This window comes from Mesorhizobium sp. LNHC221B00, from assembly GCF_000502935.1.
Lineage (GTDB): Bacteria > Pseudomonadota > Alphaproteobacteria > Rhizobiales > Rhizobiaceae > Mesorhizobium > Mesorhizobium opportunistum.
On record NZ_AYWR01000019.1, the window covers coordinates 37,412 to 53,442 of the forward strand.

At 63.7% G+C, this 16,031-nt stretch carries 17 protein-coding genes; 14 read left to right on the forward strand and 3 right to left on the reverse strand.

The features are described from left to right. The first annotated feature begins 82 nt into the window (after nucleotides 1-82). Complete coding sequence (locus X741_RS144735) at nucleotides 83-1,360, forward strand: 4-aminobutyrate--2-oxoglutarate transaminase (protein ID WP_031250308.1); 1,278 nt, start codon at nucleotides 83-85, stop codon at nucleotides 1,358-1,360. Nucleotides 1,361-1,471: 111 nt separating this feature from the next. On the opposite strand, the gene X741_RS0135565 is transcribed toward X741_RS144735, so the two are convergent. Genes X741_RS0135565 through X741_RS144730 form a run of 3 tightly spaced genes read right to left on the reverse strand, consistent with a single transcriptional unit; the run spans nucleotide 1,472 to nucleotide 3,325 of the window. Next, complete coding sequence (locus tag X741_RS0135565) at nucleotides 1,472-1,798, reverse strand: type II toxin-antitoxin system RelE/ParE family toxin (protein ID WP_031250309.1); 327 nt, start codon at nucleotides 1,796-1,798, stop codon at nucleotides 1,472-1,474. A 5-nt stretch (nucleotides 1,799-1,803) separates the two neighbouring features. Then, nucleotides 1,804-2,025, reverse strand: coding sequence for a type II toxin-antitoxin system ParD family antitoxin (locus tag X741_RS1000000168880; RefSeq protein ID WP_023779427.1), 222 nt, complete (start codon nucleotides 2,023-2,025; stop codon nucleotides 1,804-1,806). Nucleotides 2,026-2,071: 46 nt separating this feature from the next. After that, nucleotides 2,072-3,325 carry an FAD-dependent oxidoreductase gene (locus tag X741_RS144730; protein WP_023779428.1) on the reverse strand — a complete coding sequence of 418 codons (1,254 nt, stop codon included), beginning with the start codon at nucleotides 3,323-3,325 and terminating at the stop codon, nucleotides 2,072-2,074. A gap of 447 nt (nucleotides 3,326-3,772) precedes the next feature. Here X741_RS144730 and X741_RS144725 point away from each other — a divergent pair, with 447 nt between their 5' ends. The 13 genes from X741_RS144725 (at nucleotide 3,773) to X741_RS144665 (ending at nucleotide 16,026) form a co-directional block, all read left to right on the forward strand. Further along, complete coding sequence (locus tag X741_RS144725) at nucleotides 3,773-5,062, forward strand: imelysin family protein (RefSeq protein WP_051410499.1); 1,290 nt, start codon at nucleotides 3,773-3,775, stop codon at nucleotides 5,060-5,062. 109 nt (nucleotides 5,063-5,171) lie between these two features. Continuing rightward, the gene (locus X741_RS144720; RefSeq protein ID WP_023779430.1) at nucleotides 5,172-5,483 is read left to right on the forward strand and encodes a hypothetical protein; all 312 of its coding nucleotides are present in this window, start codon (nucleotides 5,172-5,174) and stop codon (nucleotides 5,481-5,483) included. Continuing rightward, entirely contained in the window at nucleotides 5,449-5,934 is a 486-nt protein-coding gene (gene bfr / locus X741_RS144715; protein WP_013891287.1) for a bacterioferritin, read from the forward strand. The genes X741_RS144720 and bfr overlap by 35 nt, the downstream gene beginning before the upstream one ends. A gap of 12 nt (nucleotides 5,935-5,946) precedes the next feature. Next, nucleotides 5,947-7,548 (forward strand): di-heme oxidoredictase family protein, encoded by a 1,602-nt coding sequence (locus X741_RS144710; RefSeq protein ID WP_023779431.1) that lies wholly within the window; start codon nucleotides 5,947-5,949, stop codon nucleotides 7,546-7,548. Next, nucleotides 7,548-8,627, forward strand: a complete 1,080-nt coding sequence (locus tag X741_RS144705; protein ID WP_023779432.1) for an imelysin family protein — start codon at nucleotides 7,548-7,550, stop codon at nucleotides 8,625-8,627. The genes X741_RS144710 and X741_RS144705 overlap by 1 nt, the downstream gene beginning before the upstream one ends. 3 nt (nucleotides 8,628-8,630) lie before the next feature. After that, a complete protein-coding gene (locus tag X741_RS144700; protein ID WP_023779433.1) occupies nucleotides 8,631-9,737 on the forward strand; it encodes a DUF1513 domain-containing protein in 1,107 nt (368 codons plus the stop codon). A 93-nt stretch (nucleotides 9,738-9,830) separates the two neighbouring features. Then, nucleotides 9,831-10,508 (forward strand): tRNA (adenosine(37)-N6)-threonylcarbamoyltransferase complex dimerization subunit type 1 TsaB, encoded by a 678-nt coding sequence (tsaB, locus tag X741_RS144695; RefSeq protein WP_023779434.1) that lies wholly within the window; start codon nucleotides 9,831-9,833, stop codon nucleotides 10,506-10,508. Further along, the gene (gene rimI / locus X741_RS144690) at nucleotides 10,508-11,002 is read left to right on the forward strand and encodes a ribosomal protein S18-alanine N-acetyltransferase (RefSeq protein WP_023779435.1); all 495 of its coding nucleotides are present in this window, start codon (nucleotides 10,508-10,510) and stop codon (nucleotides 11,000-11,002) included. Before tsaB ends, rimI begins: the two co-directional genes overlap by 1 nt. A 21-nt stretch (nucleotides 11,003-11,023) precedes the next feature. Further along, entirely contained in the window at nucleotides 11,024-11,824 is an 801-nt protein-coding gene (locus X741_RS144685) for a lysophospholipid acyltransferase family protein (protein WP_023779436.1), read from the forward strand. Between the two features lie 75 nt (nucleotides 11,825-11,899). Then, a complete protein-coding gene (miaB, locus tag X741_RS144680; protein WP_023779437.1) occupies nucleotides 11,900-13,309 on the forward strand; it encodes a tRNA (N6-isopentenyl adenosine(37)-C2)-methylthiotransferase MiaB in 1,410 nt (469 codons plus the stop codon). Nucleotides 13,310-13,392: 83 nt separating this feature from the next. Next, nucleotides 13,393-14,385, forward strand: coding sequence for a PhoH family protein (locus tag X741_RS144675; protein WP_023779438.1), 993 nt, complete (start codon nucleotides 13,393-13,395; stop codon nucleotides 14,383-14,385). Nucleotides 14,386-14,402: 17 nt separating this feature from the next. After that, nucleotides 14,403-14,903 carry an rRNA maturation RNase YbeY gene (ybeY, locus tag X741_RS144670; RefSeq protein WP_023779439.1) on the forward strand — a complete coding sequence of 167 codons (501 nt, stop codon included), beginning with the start codon at nucleotides 14,403-14,405 and terminating at the stop codon, nucleotides 14,901-14,903. A gap of 28 nt (nucleotides 14,904-14,931) precedes the next feature. After that, on the forward strand, nucleotides 14,932-16,026 hold the full coding sequence (locus X741_RS144665) for a hemolysin family protein (RefSeq protein ID WP_023779440.1): 1,095 nt from the start codon (nucleotides 14,932-14,934) through the stop codon (nucleotides 16,024-16,026). Nucleotides 16,027-16,031 lie beyond the last annotated feature (5 nt).

Here is a 16,031-nt window from a genome sequence, read left to right on the forward strand (position 1 = left end):
TGGTGCCGACTTGAGGAAAACATGAAATAAGGTCAGAAGACGGTATCAAACGAGAACGGGCGCCGGCCCGATGAGGGACATCATGAAGAATTCAGCCATTTCCGAACGCAAGAACCAGTCGATCTCGCGCGGCGTCGGCATGACCACGCAAATCTATGCCGACCGGGCTGAAAACTCGGAGATCTGGGATGTCGAAGGCCGCCGCTACATCGATTTCTCCTCGGGCATCGCGGTCGTCAACACCGGCCACCGCCACCCAAGGGTGATCGAGGCGGTCAAGGCACAGCTCGATCGCTTCACCCACACCTGCCACCAGGTGGTGCCCTATGAGAGCTATGTGCGGCTGGCCGAACGGCTGAACGCCATGCTGCCCGGCAAGTTCGAGAAGAAGACCATTTTCGTCACCACCGGCGCCGAGGCGGTCGAGAACGCCATCAAGATCGCCCGCAACGCCACCGGCCGACCGGCGGTCATCGCCTTTTCCGGCGGCTTCCATGGCCGCACCTTCATGGGCATGGCGCTGACCGGCAAGGTGGTTCCCTACAAGGTCGGCTTCGGCGCCATGCCGGGCGACGTCTACCATGCGCCATTCCCGGTGGCGCTGCACGGCGTCTCCACAGCCGATTCGCTGGCCGCGCTCGACCGGCTGTTCAAGGCCGATGTCGATCCGGCCCGCGTCGCCGCCATCATCGTCGAGCCGGTGCAGGGCGAGGGCGGTTTCTACGAAGCGCCGCGCGAGTTCCTGACCGCGCTGCGCAAGCTGTGCGACCAGCATGGCATGCTGCTGATCGCCGACGAAGTGCAAACCGGCTTTGCCCGCACCGGCAAGATGTTCGCGATGGATCATCATGAGGTGGCGGCCGACATCACCACCATGGCCAAGAGCCTGGCCGGCGGCTTTCCGCTGTCGGCGGTCACCGGCCGCGCCGAGATCATGGATGCGCCCGGCCCCGGCGGCCTCGGCGGCACCTATGGCGGCAGCCCGATCGGCGTTGCCGCAGCACACGCCGTACTCGACGTGATCGAGGACGAAAAGCTGTGCGACCGCGCCAACACGCTGGGCGCGCGGCTGAAGCAGCGCCTGCAGTCGATCCGTGACGACGTTCCCGAGATCGTCGATATAAGAGGCCTCGGCTTCATGAACGCGGTCGAGTTCAACGACGTCAAGAAAGGCTTGCCGTCGGCCGAGATCGCCAACGCCATCCGATTGAAGGCGCTCGACAAGGGCTTGATCCTGCTGACCTGCGGCGTCTACGGCAACGTCATCCGCTTCCTGGCGCCGATCACCATCCAGGACGAAGTCATGAACGAAGCGCTCGACATCCTGGAAAGCTCGATCCGCGAAATCTGCGCCGCCTGAAAGCCTTTACCTCCCACTCATGGGGAGGTCGGACCGAAGGTCCGGGTGGGGGGCTTGGCGCCGCCCCCCGCTCCGCAGCGGCCCCCCACAAGGTGAGGGTAAAACGTGCCATCAGGAGCTCGGATTCTGTAGCCAGGCCGGAATGTCCATCTTGGCGTGCAGCACCCGCCACACATCGATATGGTCGGCCTGTTCAATGTAGAAAATCAGGTATGGGTGGCGCTTGAATTGCACGCTGCGTAGCCCAGGCAATCCGATTTCGTAGCCATACCTGAGAGAGCCCGATGCCGGATGGCTGGCCATCAATCGGTAGGCGTCTTGAAGGTCATCGACATAGCCCAACGCCACATGGGAACCAACTTCGCGCCTATAGTAATCAACGGCGTCCTCGATATCCCGCAAAGCAAGGCTCCGAGGAACGATTGCCTTTGCGGCCACTTGATCTATTGGCCCTGCGCTCGTCTTCGCAGCGCTGCGAAATAGTCATCATCAATGGCAGTGCCCGGCGCGGATGACGCGCCTTCAAGGAGCAAACCACGCAGAAGCTGACGATCCCGATCGCGGCGGATCAATTCACGCACATACTCGCTGCTTGTGCCATAGCCTCGATCGGTCACTTGCCGATCGACGAAATGCTTCAAGCTATCAGGCAGTGAGATATTCATTGTGCTCATACCGGTATTTTACGGAGTATGGCAAAAATTGGCAAGTCTAGGCAGTGGCCTTGGCTGGCTCCGTATTCTGAAACGCGGCCAGCGCCGCCTTTAGCCCGTCCGGGCCAGCCGCAACGGTCTCCGGCTTCGGCGAAAACCCGGCGCCGAGCATCTTGCGGCCAAGCATATGGTCGCCGGGGCGGTTGACCGATTCGATGCCGAGCAGCCGGTCCCCGGCATAATGGTAGATCGAGAACTTGTTGTCGGGCAGGTCGCCGAGCACGACATGGCTGTCGCCGCCGGCGGTCAGCCCGACCATCTGCAGCTTCATGTCGCCAATGTCGGACCAGAACCACGGTACGGCGCAATAGGCATCGGCATGGCCGGTGATCGTGCGCGCCGCGAGCCGCGCCTGGTCGGTGGCGTTCTGCACCGATTCCAGCCGCACGTCGCCGCCGGTGAACCAGTGCCGATAGGAGGCGACATCGCCGATGGCCAGGATTTCCGGCACCGGGCTGCGCATCTGCTGATCGACGCGGATGCCGTTGGCGATGGCAAGGCCGGCGTCCTGCGCCAGTTCGACATTCGGCACAGCGCCGATGCCGACGATGATCATGCGCGCCGGCAGCCTTTCGCCTGATAAGGTGATCGCGGCGGCGACATGGCCGTTTTCACCTTCCAGTTTTGCAATCGAGGTGCCGGTGAGGATGCGCACACCTGTCGCTTCCAACCTTTGGCGGACATGGCTCGCCACCACCGGTGCAACCGCGCGGCCGAGCAGCCGGTCGACTGCCTCCACCACTGTCACCGTGCGGCCGGCCGCACGCAGCGTCGCGGCGATCTCCAATCCGATGAAACCGCCGCCGAGGATGACGACGTCGTCGCTCCTTGCACTCAATTCCCGGATCAGCCGCGCATCGGAAAGCGAGCGCAGCGACAAAACGCCGGAAAGATCCGCGCCTGGCAGCGGCAGCAGGCGCGGGCGCGATCCGGTCGCCAGGACCAGATGGTCGAAGGCAAGTGCGCCGCCGCCGGCGATCTCCAGGCTGCGACGGCCGGCATCGATGCGCTCGATCCTGATGCCGGGCCGGTAGTCGATGGCGTTGCCGGTGTAGAAGGCTTCGCCACGCAAGGGTTGCGGCTTGGCTTCGGCATCCTTGATGAAGGTCTTCGACAGCGGCGGCTTGTGATAGGGCAGTTCGTTCTCATCACCGATGAGGATCACCGGCCCGTCATAGCTATCCTCGCGCAGGCTTGCCGCCGCTTGCACGCCTGCATGACCCGCACCGACAATGACCACGCCGTTCTTCATCGCATTCCAATCCCGGTTCGATTCTAGGATGTCTCGCCAAGTGGCAATTGTCTGACGCCGCCGCAAGAGCGTGTCTGCGGGTCGCACCCGGAATGGCGGCTGTCAATCGTGCAGTTCCCTGGCCTGCAGTCCCGGGCAAGGACGGTGCAGCAAGGTCATAAAGTTGACCGTTGTAGTTTAGAATAGTTCTAAACTATTGTTTCAATTGGCTTTTCCTGTCGATTTTCGTTGACTTCCATCGGCGTCGAAGCTTTATGGAAACCTGCGCGCTAGCGCATCCCCTGATGTTTGGGCCTTGAACCCGTTCGATTGGAGGCATTTTTGGTGTCTTTCTTCCGCGAACCGCGCGATGACGCGGCAAGTCTTGTGCCTTATGGCATCGATGTGGCCTGGCGCGGGTTGCCGCGCGCGCCATTCATGAAATTCCCGAGAAACTGGAGAGCGATAATGACAGCACGATATGGCGGCAGGCTTGCGGCGATGGGCGCCACGGCCTTGCTGACGGCAGCGGTGTTCGTGCTGCCCGCCAAGGCGCAGACCGATGCTAAAGCGGTCATCACGACTTATTCCGACATCGCGCTCGCCAAATACGAGGATTCGCTGACCACGGCGCAAGCCCTCGACAAGGCGGTCGACGCGCTGCTCGCCAACCCGTCGGCGGATACGCTCAACGCCGCACGCGAGGCCTGGAAGGCGTCGCGCGTTCCCTACCAGCAGACCGAGGTCTACCGTTTCGGCAACAAGATCGTCGACGACTGGGAGGGCAAGGTGAATTCCTGGCCGCTGGACGAAGGCCTGATCGACTATGTCGCCAAGAGCTACGGCACCGAGTCCGATGCGAATTCGCTCTATACGGCCAATGTGATCGCCAACAAGGAAATCGAGATCAACGGCAAGAAGGTCGACGCCTCGAAGCTTTCGCCGGAATTCCTCTCCGGTACGCTGCAGGAGGCTGGCGGCGTTGAAGCCAACGTCGCCACCGGCTATCACGCCATCGAGTTCCTGCTCTGGGGCCAGGACCTGCATGGCACCGGCCCGGGCGCCGGCGAGCGCCCCTATACCGACTATGACCTCAAGAACTGCACCGGCGGCAATTGCGACCGCCGTGCCGAATATCTGAAGTCCGCAAGCACCCTCCTGGTTTCGGACCTGCAGGAGATGGTCGGCAACTGGAAGGCGGATGGCGCGGCGCGCAAGGCCCTGGCCGACGGCGAGCCGAACACCGCCATCTCGACGATCTTCACCGGCATGGGCTCGCTGTCCTACGGCGAACTGGCCGGCGAGCGCATGAAGCTCGGCCTCTTGCTGCACGATCCCGAAGAGGAGCACGACTGCTTCTCCGACAACACCTACAACTCGCATCTCAACGACGCCATCGGCATCCGCGCCGCCTATCTCGCCAGCTATACCAGGCTCGATGGCACTGTCGTCTCGGGGCCTTCGGTGCACGAGATGGTGAAGGCTGCCGATCCGGCGATCGACAAGGAACTGTCTGACAAGCTCGACGTCACCGTCGCCAAGATGGAGGCGATCAAGGCTCGGGCCGAGGCCGGCGAGGCCTATGACCAGCAGATCGCCGAGGGCAACACCGAAGGCAATGCGACCGTGCAGGCCGCGATCGACGCCTTGATCGACCAGACCAAGTCGATCGAGCGCGCCGTCGGTTCCCTGAAGCTCAACGCCATCGCCTTCGAGGGCTCCGACAGCCTTGACGCACCCGACAAGGTGTTCAAGTAAGCGCCGAACGGGAGCTGGTCCGGAGCCCAATAATCGGCTTCGGAGTGGGCTCCGGAAGCGAAACAGCCACACGGCGCGGAAGGCGCCGTCAGCCATCCGGGCACTGTAAATGCTGATCTGCCATTGCAACATCATCACCGAGAAAGAGATCGAGCAGACGATCATCGATCTGCTGGATCAGGATCCCTGGCAACTTATCGTGCCGGCAAAGGTCTACCACACGATGCAGAAGCGCGGTCGTTGTTGCGGCTGCTTCCCAAATGTGGTCGAAACGATCATTCGGGTCACCGAGAACTACCACGCCCGCTCGGAGGCGAATGGCGTGGACATCGTTTCACACCTGGACCGCGTCAGGGGCCTGCGCGTCCAATACGGGAGCAGAATTCATGAAAGGCGAACCGCAGGTCATCGAGCGGCTTAACGAAGCTCTGTTCTTGGAACTCGGAGCGGTCAATCAGTATTGGGTGCATTTCCGTCTGCTCGAGGACTGGGGGTATGCCAAGCTGGCCAAGAAGGAGCGGGCGGAATCGATCGAGGAGATGCACCACGCCGACAAGCTCGTCGCCCGCATCATCTTCCTCGAAGGCCATCCGAACCTGCAGTCCGTGGCGCCGTTGCGCATCGGGCAGAACGTCAAGGAAGTGCTCGAATCCGACCTTGCCGGCGAATATGACGCACGCACCGCCTACAAGCGCTCGCGTGAAATCTGCAACGAGGCCGGCGACTATGTGTCGATGAAGCTGTTCGAGCAATTGCTGGCCGACGAGGAGGGGCATATCGACTTCCTGGAGACGCAGCTCGATCTGCTTGCCTCGATCGGCGAGGAAAAATACGGCCAGCTCAACGCCGCATCGGCGGACGACGCGGAGTAAGGATATGCGGGAATGCGGCGCCCCTTAGAATTCTTGCGCCGCTCGCGGCGGGCCGAAAGCTCGCCGCACCTTCGGAAGACGCCAGCCGGCTCGACGGGTCGGCGCTGCGCCATTCTCGTGCTGGCGCTGACTTCGTCGGCGCTGGCCGGCGACCTTCAACCCTCCGGCCTCGCCACCACGCGCACCGACCTCGATGCGAAGGATCAGGCGCGTGTCACCGCCATCACCAGGCCGACCGCGGATTTCTCCAGGCCCGAACGGTTCGAGTTGATGCAGGGTGGCGCCGGAACCTCTGAGAAGGACGTCAACCGCGACGCCTTCTCGCAATTCTCGGCCAACATCACCTTCGAGGAAGAAGGCACCTTCGAGCTCGGCAATGCGCTGTTCCGCAAGAACTGGGTGTCGTCGCCATCCTCGACGCAGGCCTCGGACGGGCTTGGCCCGCTGTTCAACGAACGCGCTTGCCAGAATTGCCATCTGAAGGATGGCCGCGGCCGTCCGCCGCAAGGCGACCTTGGCAGCACCTCGATGTTCCTGCGCTTGGCCCGAGACGCCAGCAGCGCGGAAGAGAAGGCCGCCCTTGCCGATCACCAGGTGCTCAACTTCCCCGACCGGGTCTATGGCTCGCAATTGCAGGAGTTGGCGGTGCCCGGCCTGCGCGGCGAAGGCAGGATGCATGTCGACTATCAGGAACGTAAGGTAGAGTTGACGGATGGCACCGTGGTTTCCCTGCGCAAGCCCAGCTATTCGGTCACCGATCTCGTCTATGGGCCGCTTGATCCGCGTACGACATTGTCGCCGCGCCTGACGCCGCCGATGATCGGGCTAGGCCTGATCGAGCAGATCGCGCCGGCCGATATTCTGGCCCATGCCGATCCGCAAGACCGTGACGGCGACGGCATTTCCGGCAGGCCGAACATCGTGCGCGACGGCCAGGGCGGGGAACTGACGCTTGGCCGTTTCGGCTGGAAGGCGCAGACCGCATCGATCCGCCAGCAGGCGGCCGATGCCTTTGCCGGCGACATCGGTATCTCGACGCCGGAAGAACCAAAACACTGGGGTGACTGCACCGCCGCGCAGGCAAAATGCCTTGCCATGCCAAACGGCGTACAGCAGCGTCTTGGTTCCGCCGAAGCGCCGCCACCGGTGATGGATCTCGTCACCTTCTATTCGCGGAACCTGGCTGTGCCGGCGCGCCGCGATCGCGACGCGCCCGATGTGCTCGCCGGCAAGAAGGTCTTCTACGACATCGGCTGCGTTTCCTGTCACACGCCGAAATTCGTCACCCGCCGTGATGCCCCTGACAAGGCGCAGGCCTTCCAGCTGATCTGGCCCTATTCCGACTTCCTGCTGCACGACATGGGGTCCGATCTTGCCGACGGACAGGCCGTGGGTGAGGCCACGGGCAACGAATGGCGCACCCCGCCGCTGTGGGGCATCGGCCTTACCGAGACCGTCAACGGCAATTCCTTCTTTCTGCATGACGGACGCGCGCGCAGCCTGACCGAGGCGATCCTGTGGCATGGTGGCGAGGGCCAGAAGGCGCGCGACCGTTTTGCCGCCGCCGACGCCGCTGAGCGCAGTGCGTTGCTCAAATTCCTGGAGTCACTTTGATGCTGAACCGTTCCGCGCTGTTTCTCGTTCTTCCGCTGGCCTTGCTGGGCTCTTTGCCCGCATCGGCGACGGTGAAGGCCTCCGATGTCATCCAGGGCGCGATCGACGGCTTTGTCCGCCCGGCCTATGCCGGCCTGCATGCGCACACGCAAACCTTGGCGAAGGCGATGCACGAGCTGTGCGAAGCGCCTTCGCCAGAGGAACTCGACGCGGCGCGGACCGAATTTTCGGCCACGGTCTATGCCTGGTCGTCGGCCGAGATCATCGGCATTGGGCCGGTCAAGGAAAACAACCGGCTGGAGCGCATGCTGTTCTGGCCGGACCGCAAGAGCATCGGCCTGAAGCAGGTGCAGGCGGCATTGTCGGCCAAGGACCCGACCGCAACCGACCCGGCGCAACTGGCCGGCAAGAGCGTTGCCATGCAAGGGTTGGGCGCGCTGGAATTCGTGCTTTTCGGCGACGGCGCCGATGCGTTGGCGGGCAAGGACGATCCCTACCGCTGCGCCTACGGCGCGGCGGTTGCCGGCAATATCGAGATCATGGCCAAAGACGTCAACGACGCCTGGAACAAGCCCGACGGCTTTGCCGCGCTTTGGGCCAATCCAGGGCCGCAAAACCCGCTTTACCGCGACGGCAACGAAGCCGTGACCGAACTGGTCGGCGTCTTCATCAACGAGCTGGAAATGGTTCGCGATGTCCGCCTGAAGGGGTTTCTGGGTGGCAAGCCCGAGGCCGACAAGCCGAAACAGGCGATCTACTGGCGCTCGCAAAACAGCGGCAATTCGCTGGCCGGAAACCTGGACGGCATCGATCGGCTGTTCCGGGTCTCGAAGCTTGGCGACGCATTGCCTGAAGATGCGCGCTGGATGGCGGAATCGATCCACATCCAGCTCGTCAACGGCGTCACCACCGCGAAGTCGGTCCAGGGTCCGATCGACAAGGCGCTTGCCGATCCGGCGCTGCGCGGCAAGCTTGAGCATTTCGCGCTGATCACCTCCAGCCTGTCGACTCTGATCGGCACCCGGCTGACCGCCGAATTCGGCCTGACCGCCGGCTTCTCGTCGCTGGATGGAGACTGATCCTTGAAAACGCCACTCATCGATCGCCGGGATTTTCTCCGGGCCGCGGGCATCGGCTTTGCCGCGGCGATGGCGCCGTCGGCGTGGGCCATGACGCTTGCGGCGGACGCTGTCTTCGCCACCGCCTTCGTCAAGCGTGACGGCAGTTTTGGCGCCGCCGTCCTGTCCGAGGCCGGCAAGGTTCTGCACGCGATCGACCTGCCTGATCGCGGCCATGACGTCACCTTCGACCCGATGTCGAAGCGTTCGGTTGTCTTCGCCCGCCAGCCCGGCACCTTCGCTGTCGTCTTCGATCACACCGGGCGCGACGCCCCGCTGACCATCGCCAGCATCCCTGGCCGGCATTTCTTCGGCCATGGTGTATTCTCGCCCGACGGCGCCTTGCTCTACGCCACCGAGAACGACTTCGACAACGCCGCCGGGGTCGTCGGCATCTACGATGCGCGCGCCAAATTCAGCCGTATCGGCGAATTCCCGACCTATGGCATGGGGCCGCACGAGCTTCTGCTGCTGGGCGACGGCAGGACGATCGCGGTTGCCAATGGCGGCATCGAGACCCATCCGGATTACGGCCGGGCCGAGCTCAACATCGCCACCATGAGGCCGTCCTATGTGCTGGTCGACCGCGTCACCGGCGATCTCATCGAAAAGCACGAACTGCCGGCGCCACTGCACCAACTGTCGATCCGCCACATGGACACCGACCAGGCCGGCACCGTCTGGTTCGGTTGCCAGTACAGGGGGGCGGGCACGGATCGTCCGCTGCTGGTCGGCCGTGCCACGCGCGGCAAGGACTTGCAGTTGCTCGACATGCCGGGGGACGTGCTGGCCGGCTTCCGCAACTATATCGGCTCGGTCGCCACCAACCCTGGATCCGGCACCGTCGCCGTATCGTCGCCGGAAGGCAATTCGTTGGTCGTGATCGATGCCGCCAGCGGCCAAGTCCTCTCGAACAGCGCGCTGGTCGAGGTCTGCGGCGTGGCGCCGGATGGGACTGGCTTCATGGCCACCACGGGTGCGGGCGAGATCATCGAAGGCAGCGGTGCGATGCGGTCCGAGCCGGACTATGTCTGGGACAACCACATGCTGCGCATCGAACAGGTGGCATAGCGCGCCGGTCGAAGCGAAGCCGCTTAACAAATTATGCTTGCGGTGGCGCGCCTTGGCGGGCACAGGGAAATGTTTCTCGGAACCGGTTGTTTCATGAAAGTGCTTGCCATCGACTGTGCCGCCAGCCTCTGCGCCGCCTGCGTCTACGACGCGGCGGCTGGGCTGGAGCTTGGCCGCTCGGTGCTCGATCTCGGCAAAGGTCATGCCGAGCACATGATGTCGGTCATCGCCGAGGCGCTGAAGGCGGGCGCGACCGACTATGCCGGTCTTGGCGCCATTGCCGTCTCCGTTGGCCCAGGTTCCTTCACCGGCTTGCGCGTTGGCGTCTCGACCGCGCGTGGTCTGGCGCTGGCGCTCAAGGTTCCCGCGATCGGTGTGACGACGCTCGATGCGCTGGCGGGTGAAGCAGCAGCGGCATTTCCCGGCCGCGCCGTGCTGGCGGCGCTCGATGCCGGGCGTGAAGAGATCCATGCCGCTGTCTACGATGAAACGTCAGTTTTGACTTACGGTCCGGCTGTGACCACGTTTGCTGAGGCCACTGGAATGGCGATCGAAAGCTCTGCGGTGCTTGCGGGCACTGCGGCAGCACAGATCGCCGCATCGGCCGGTCGTGGCTTCGATGTCGGGCCTCGGACGGCCACCGCCGACATTCTCACCTACGCCCGGCTGGCCGCCGCAAAGGGGCAGGGCGAAAGGCCGAAACCGCTTTATTTGCGCGGTGCGGACGCCAAGCCGCAGGCCGGATTCATCCTTTCGAGGCAAAAAAATTAATGCGCATACCTTTCCTCCAGCCGCGCCGCCGGGACTACGCGCTCGAGCCGCTCAGGATCACCGACAGCCAGGCCGTCTCGCTGCTGCATCGCGAGGACTTCGTCCGCCCATGGACCGATGGCGAGTTCGCCTCCCTGCTCGAACAGGACACCGTGTTCGGTTACGCCGCACGCGAAACCGGGCAGGGCGCCAAGCCGCCGGTCGGCTTCGTGCTGGCCCGGCTGGCCGCCGGCGAGGGCGAGATCCTGACTGTTGCGGTGGCGCGATCGCATCGCCGCCAGGGACTTGGCTGGCAGCTGATGGATGCGGTGCTGCGTGAACTGCACGCGCAGCGCGCCGAAGCGCTGTTCCTCGAGGTCGACGAGACCAATGTCGCCGCGATCGCCCTCTATCGGCGGCTGGGCTTCCGCGAGGTCGGCAAGCGGCCGGACTACTACAGATCGCCTGATCGCGGACCGACCGGCGCGCTTGTCATGCGCCGCGATCTTCGCTAGCCAGAAGACCGGGGTAGGGCGATGATCAAGAAAATCAGAATTTTCCTGGCCCTGTGCCTCGTCGTCGCCGGTTCGCTGATCCTCGTGCCGTTGCAGATACTGTCGATGAAGACCGGCTGGTGGCCGGAAACATTCATCCTCAAGATATGGCATCGGCTGATCCTCAGGGCGCTCGGCCTGCGCGTCCATGTCAACGGGACGCTGGCCGACAAACGGCCCTTGCTGGTTGCCTCGAACCACATTTCCTGGACCGACATCATGGTTCTGGGCTCTTTTGCCGATGTAAAATTCATCGCCAGGGCCGATATGGAAGGCTGGCCGCTGATCGGCATGCTGTCGAAGCTGCAGCGCACCGTCTTCATCGAGCGCGAGCGCAAGCGCTCCTCGGGCGACCAGGCGAGCGAGATCGCCAATCGCATGGCCAAGGGCGACGCCATGGTGCTGTTCGCTGAGGGCTCGACCGGTGACGGCAATGCCATCCTGCCTTTCAAGAGCACCCTGTTCGGCGCCGCCTCGATGGCGATTTCGGAGGGCTCGGCCGAGCAGGTCTTCATCCAGCCGGTGGCGATTGCCTATACCCGCCTGCACGGCGTGCCGCTCGGCCGCCGCCACCGGCCGATCTCGGCCTGGATCGGTGACGAGGATTTGATGCCGCATCTCAAGGTGCTGATGGCGGAAGGCGCACTCGATGTCGAAGTGCATTTCGGCGAGCCGATCGCGTTTTCCAAGGGTTCGAACCGCAAGGAAACGGCGAAGCTGATGGAAAGCCAGGTGCGCGATATGATGATGGCGGCACTCGCCGATCCGCGCCCGAGCCGCTAATTCCGGCTCCGTGTCTGCGGGCGCAGGGCGAGAATCGTCTGTTTTTTGTCACGGAAAGGCGTTAGAAGCCGCCAGATGGACTTGAACACGATTGAAAACGACGACATCGGCACGCTGGCTGGACAGCCGGCGGTGCACACCGTGGCCGCGAAAAAGGTCTTCATCAAGACCTATGGCTGCCAGATGAACGTCTATGATTCACAGCGCATGGCCGATGCGCTGGCCGCCGACGGCTATACCGCGACCGACGCCATCGGCGAGGCCGATCTGGTGCTGCTCAACACCTGCCATATCAGGGAAAAAGCCGCCGAAAAGGTCTATTCCGAACTCGGCCGCATCCGCGACATGAAGGCGGAGCGCGCCAGCGTCGGCCTCGATATGTTGATCGGCGTTGCCGGCTGCGTGGCGCAGGCCGAAGGCACCGAGATCATCCGCCGTTCGCCCGCCGTCGATCTGGTCATTGGGCCGCAGACCTATCATCGCCTGCCAGACGTGTTGGCGAGAGTGCGCGGTGGCGAGAAGATCGTCGAGACCGACTATGCCATCGAGGACAAGTTCGAGCATCTGCCGCAGCCGAAGCGCGCCGAGGTCATCAAGCGCGGCGTGACCGCCTTCCTCACCGTGCAGGAAGGCTGCGACAAGTTCTGCACCTTCTGCGTCGTGCCCTACACGAGGGGCTCCGAAGTCTCGCGGCCGGTGGCGCAGATCGTCGCCGAGGCCGAGCGCCTGGCCGAGGCTGGGGTGCGCGAGGTGACGCTGCTTGGCCAGAACGTCAATGCCTGGCACGGCCAGGGTGAGAATGGCGAGGAATGGGGCCTTGGCCGGCTGCTGTTCCGGCTGGCCGAAATTCCGGGGCTGGCGCGGCTGCGTTACACCACCAGCCATCCCCGCGACATGGACGACGAACTGATCGCCGCCCACCGCGACCTGCCGTCGCTGATGCCCTATTTGCATCTACCCGTGCAGTCCGGATCGGACCGCATCCTCAAGGCGATGAACCGCAGGCACACGGCCAGGGATTATCTGGCGCTGCTCGACCGCATCCGCGCTGCCCGGCCCGACATCGCGCTATCAGGCGATTTCATCGTCGGCTTCCCTGGCGAGACGGAAACCGATTTCGAGGCGACCATGGAACTGGTACGCCAGGTGAACTACGCCTCGGCCTTTTCGTTCAAATATTCGCCGCGTCCGGGGACGCCGGGCGCCGAGATGGCCGATCACGTGCCGGAAACGGTCAAGGACGAGCGCCTGCAGCGTCTGCAGGCACTGCTTCTGAAGCAACAGCAGGATTTCGGCTTGAGCCTGGTTGGCTGTACAATCGACACGCTGATCGAGAAGCCTGGCCGGCAGGCCGGCCAGAAGGTTGGCCGCTCGCCTTGGCTGCAGCCGGTTATTGTTGATGAAAAGGCCGGCGAAATCGGTGACATTATCCAGGTGCGAATCACGAAGACGGGCTACAACAGCCTGTTCGCCGAATTGGCCTGAGGGTCTCGGCAGATGAGGAGAGACGGTTGAGCGCAGCAGAGCTGAAGAACCTGCCCCCGGTACCGGCATCTGGGGCTTCTGATATGGCGCACATCGTTCTGACTTTCGACAACAACAAGCTTGCCAGCGCCCTTTACGGCCAGTTCGATGAAAACCTCGCCCGGCTCGAGCAAAAGCTCGGCGTCGACATACGCTCGCGCGGCAACCAGCTGACCATCAAGGGATCCGCTTCGGCCGCCGAACAGGCACGCCGCGCCTTGGACAATCTCTACGGGATCCTCCAGAAGGGCGTCGATATCGGCCAGTCCGACGTCGATGGCGCCGTGCGCATGGCGGTCGCCGCCGACGATCAGCTCTCGCTGCCGACGCTGGAGCGCAAGGGCAAGGTTTCCGCTGCCCAGATCGCCACCCGCAAGAAGACGATCTATGCCCGCTCGCTCAACCAGGACGCCTATATGCGGGCGCTGGAGCGGTCGGAACTGGTGTTCGGCATCGGTCCGGCCGGCACCGGCAAGACCTATCTGGCGGTGGCGCACGCAGCCATGCTGCTCGAACGCGGCATGGTCGAACGCATCATCCTGTCGCGGCCGGCCGTCGAGGCGGGCGAACGGCTGGGCTTCCTGCCGGGCGACATGAAGGAGAAGGTCGATCCCTATCTGCGGCCGCTCTATGACGCACTTTACGACATGATGCCGGCCGACAAGGTGGAGCGTGCGATTGCCGCCGAAGTCATCGAAATCGCGCCGCTCGCCTTCATGCGCGGCCGCACGCTGGCGCATGCCGCCGTCATCCTCGACGAGGCGCAGAACACCACGCCGATGCAGATGAAGATGTTTCTCACCCGTCTCGGCGAGAACTCGCGCATGATCGTCACCGGCGATCCCACCCAGATCGACCTGCCACCGAGCACCAAATCGGGCTTGGTCGAGGCCTTGCGTGTGCTCGACGGTGTGGCCGGAGCGGTAACCGTGCGCTTCAACGATATCGACGTCGTTCGCCATCCGCTGGTGGCGGAAATCGTCAGGGCCTATGACCGCGACGCCAAGCTGGCGCGCGGCCTCGGTGCCGAGAATTGATCTGACGATGCGGCCTCATGCCTGAGGACAGCACATCCGTCGACGGGAGCCTTCCCATCGAGATCGATATATCGATTGAAGCGGGCGACTGGCCCGCTGAGGCAAGCCTGGCGCGATTGGTCGATCGCGCTGTCGCGGCTGCTTTCGCCGAAACTGGTGCGGCAGGACATTCCGAACTCAGCATCGTTTTTTCCGACGACGCTCATATCCGCACCTTGAATGCGGACTGGCGCGGCAAGGACAAGCCCACCAACGTCTTGTCTTTCCCGGCTTTTCCGCATGTGAAGGATGGTCCATTGCCGCCGATGCTCGGCGACATCGTGCTCGCCGCCGAAACCGTGGCGCGCGAGGCGGCACTGGAAGACAAGCCCGTGGAGAACCATATCACCCATCTCGTGATCCACGGCCTGCTGCACCTCATGGGTTACGACCACGAGACCGACACCGAGGCCGAGGCGATGGAAGCCGTCGAACGCGCAGCGCTTGCAAGGCTTGCCATTCCCGATCCCTACGCGTAACTACAAAAGACCAATTGACCGGACGAAGATGAACGACAAACCAGAGACTGCCGCCCGCCCCGACGCCGGCAGTGCGCCCAAGGCTTCCGATACGTCGGAAGAGGGATCAAGTCCGAGTACCGTTACTCCTGGTGCTGCCAGCATCGGCAGCGTTGCCAGCGAAACTTCGCCTGCCGGCCCCTCCCTGTTCGAACGCGTGCTGGGCCTGTTCCGGCAACGCAACGGCACCAGCCTGCGCGAGGAAATCGCCGGCGCGCTGGCCGAGACGGCGAGTGATGCCGGCGCCTTTTCGCCTGGCGAACGCGCCATGCTCAACAACATCTTGCGCCTGCGCGAGGTGCGGGTAGAGGACGTCATGGTGCCGCGCACCGACATCCAGGGGGTCGAGATCACGACGACGCTCGGCGACCTCCTGGGCACCTTCGAACAATCCGGCCATTCCCGCATGCCGGTCTATTTCGAGACGCTCGACGACCCGCGCGGCATGGTCCATATCCGCGACGTTCTGGCCCACATCACCAAGCTCGCGCGGGTCAAGAAGGGCCGCACGACCAGGAAGACGCCCGTCGCCACGCAGCTCGACCTTGCCCAGGTCGACCTTTCGCGCACCATCGGCGAGCTCAACCTGATCCGCCAGGTTCTGTTCGTGCCGCCGTCGATGCTTGCCTCCGACCTGATGGGCCGCATGCAGACGACGCGCACGCAGATGGCGCTGGTCATCGACGAATATGGCGGCACGGACGGGCTTGTCTCGCTCGAGGACATCGTCGAAATGGTCGTCGGCGACATCGAGGACGAGCATGACGACGACGAGCCGATGATCACCCAGGCCGGTGACGGCGTGTTCGTGGTCGACGGCAAGGCCGAGATCGACGAAGTCGCCAAGATGATCGGTGAGGGTTTCGCTGCCGGCGAACATGGCGAGTATGTCGACACCATCGGCGGCATGATCTTCAACACGCTCGGCCGCGTGCCGGCGCGCGGCGAGGTGGTGCAGGCCATCCCCGGTTTCGAGTTCCATGTGCTCGATGCCGATCCGCGCCGCGTCAAGCGCGTGCGCATCGTGCAGAGCCAGAAGGGCGAGCGACGCCGGCGCGCCACGGCGCGCACCGAGCAGGCGTGAGCGTT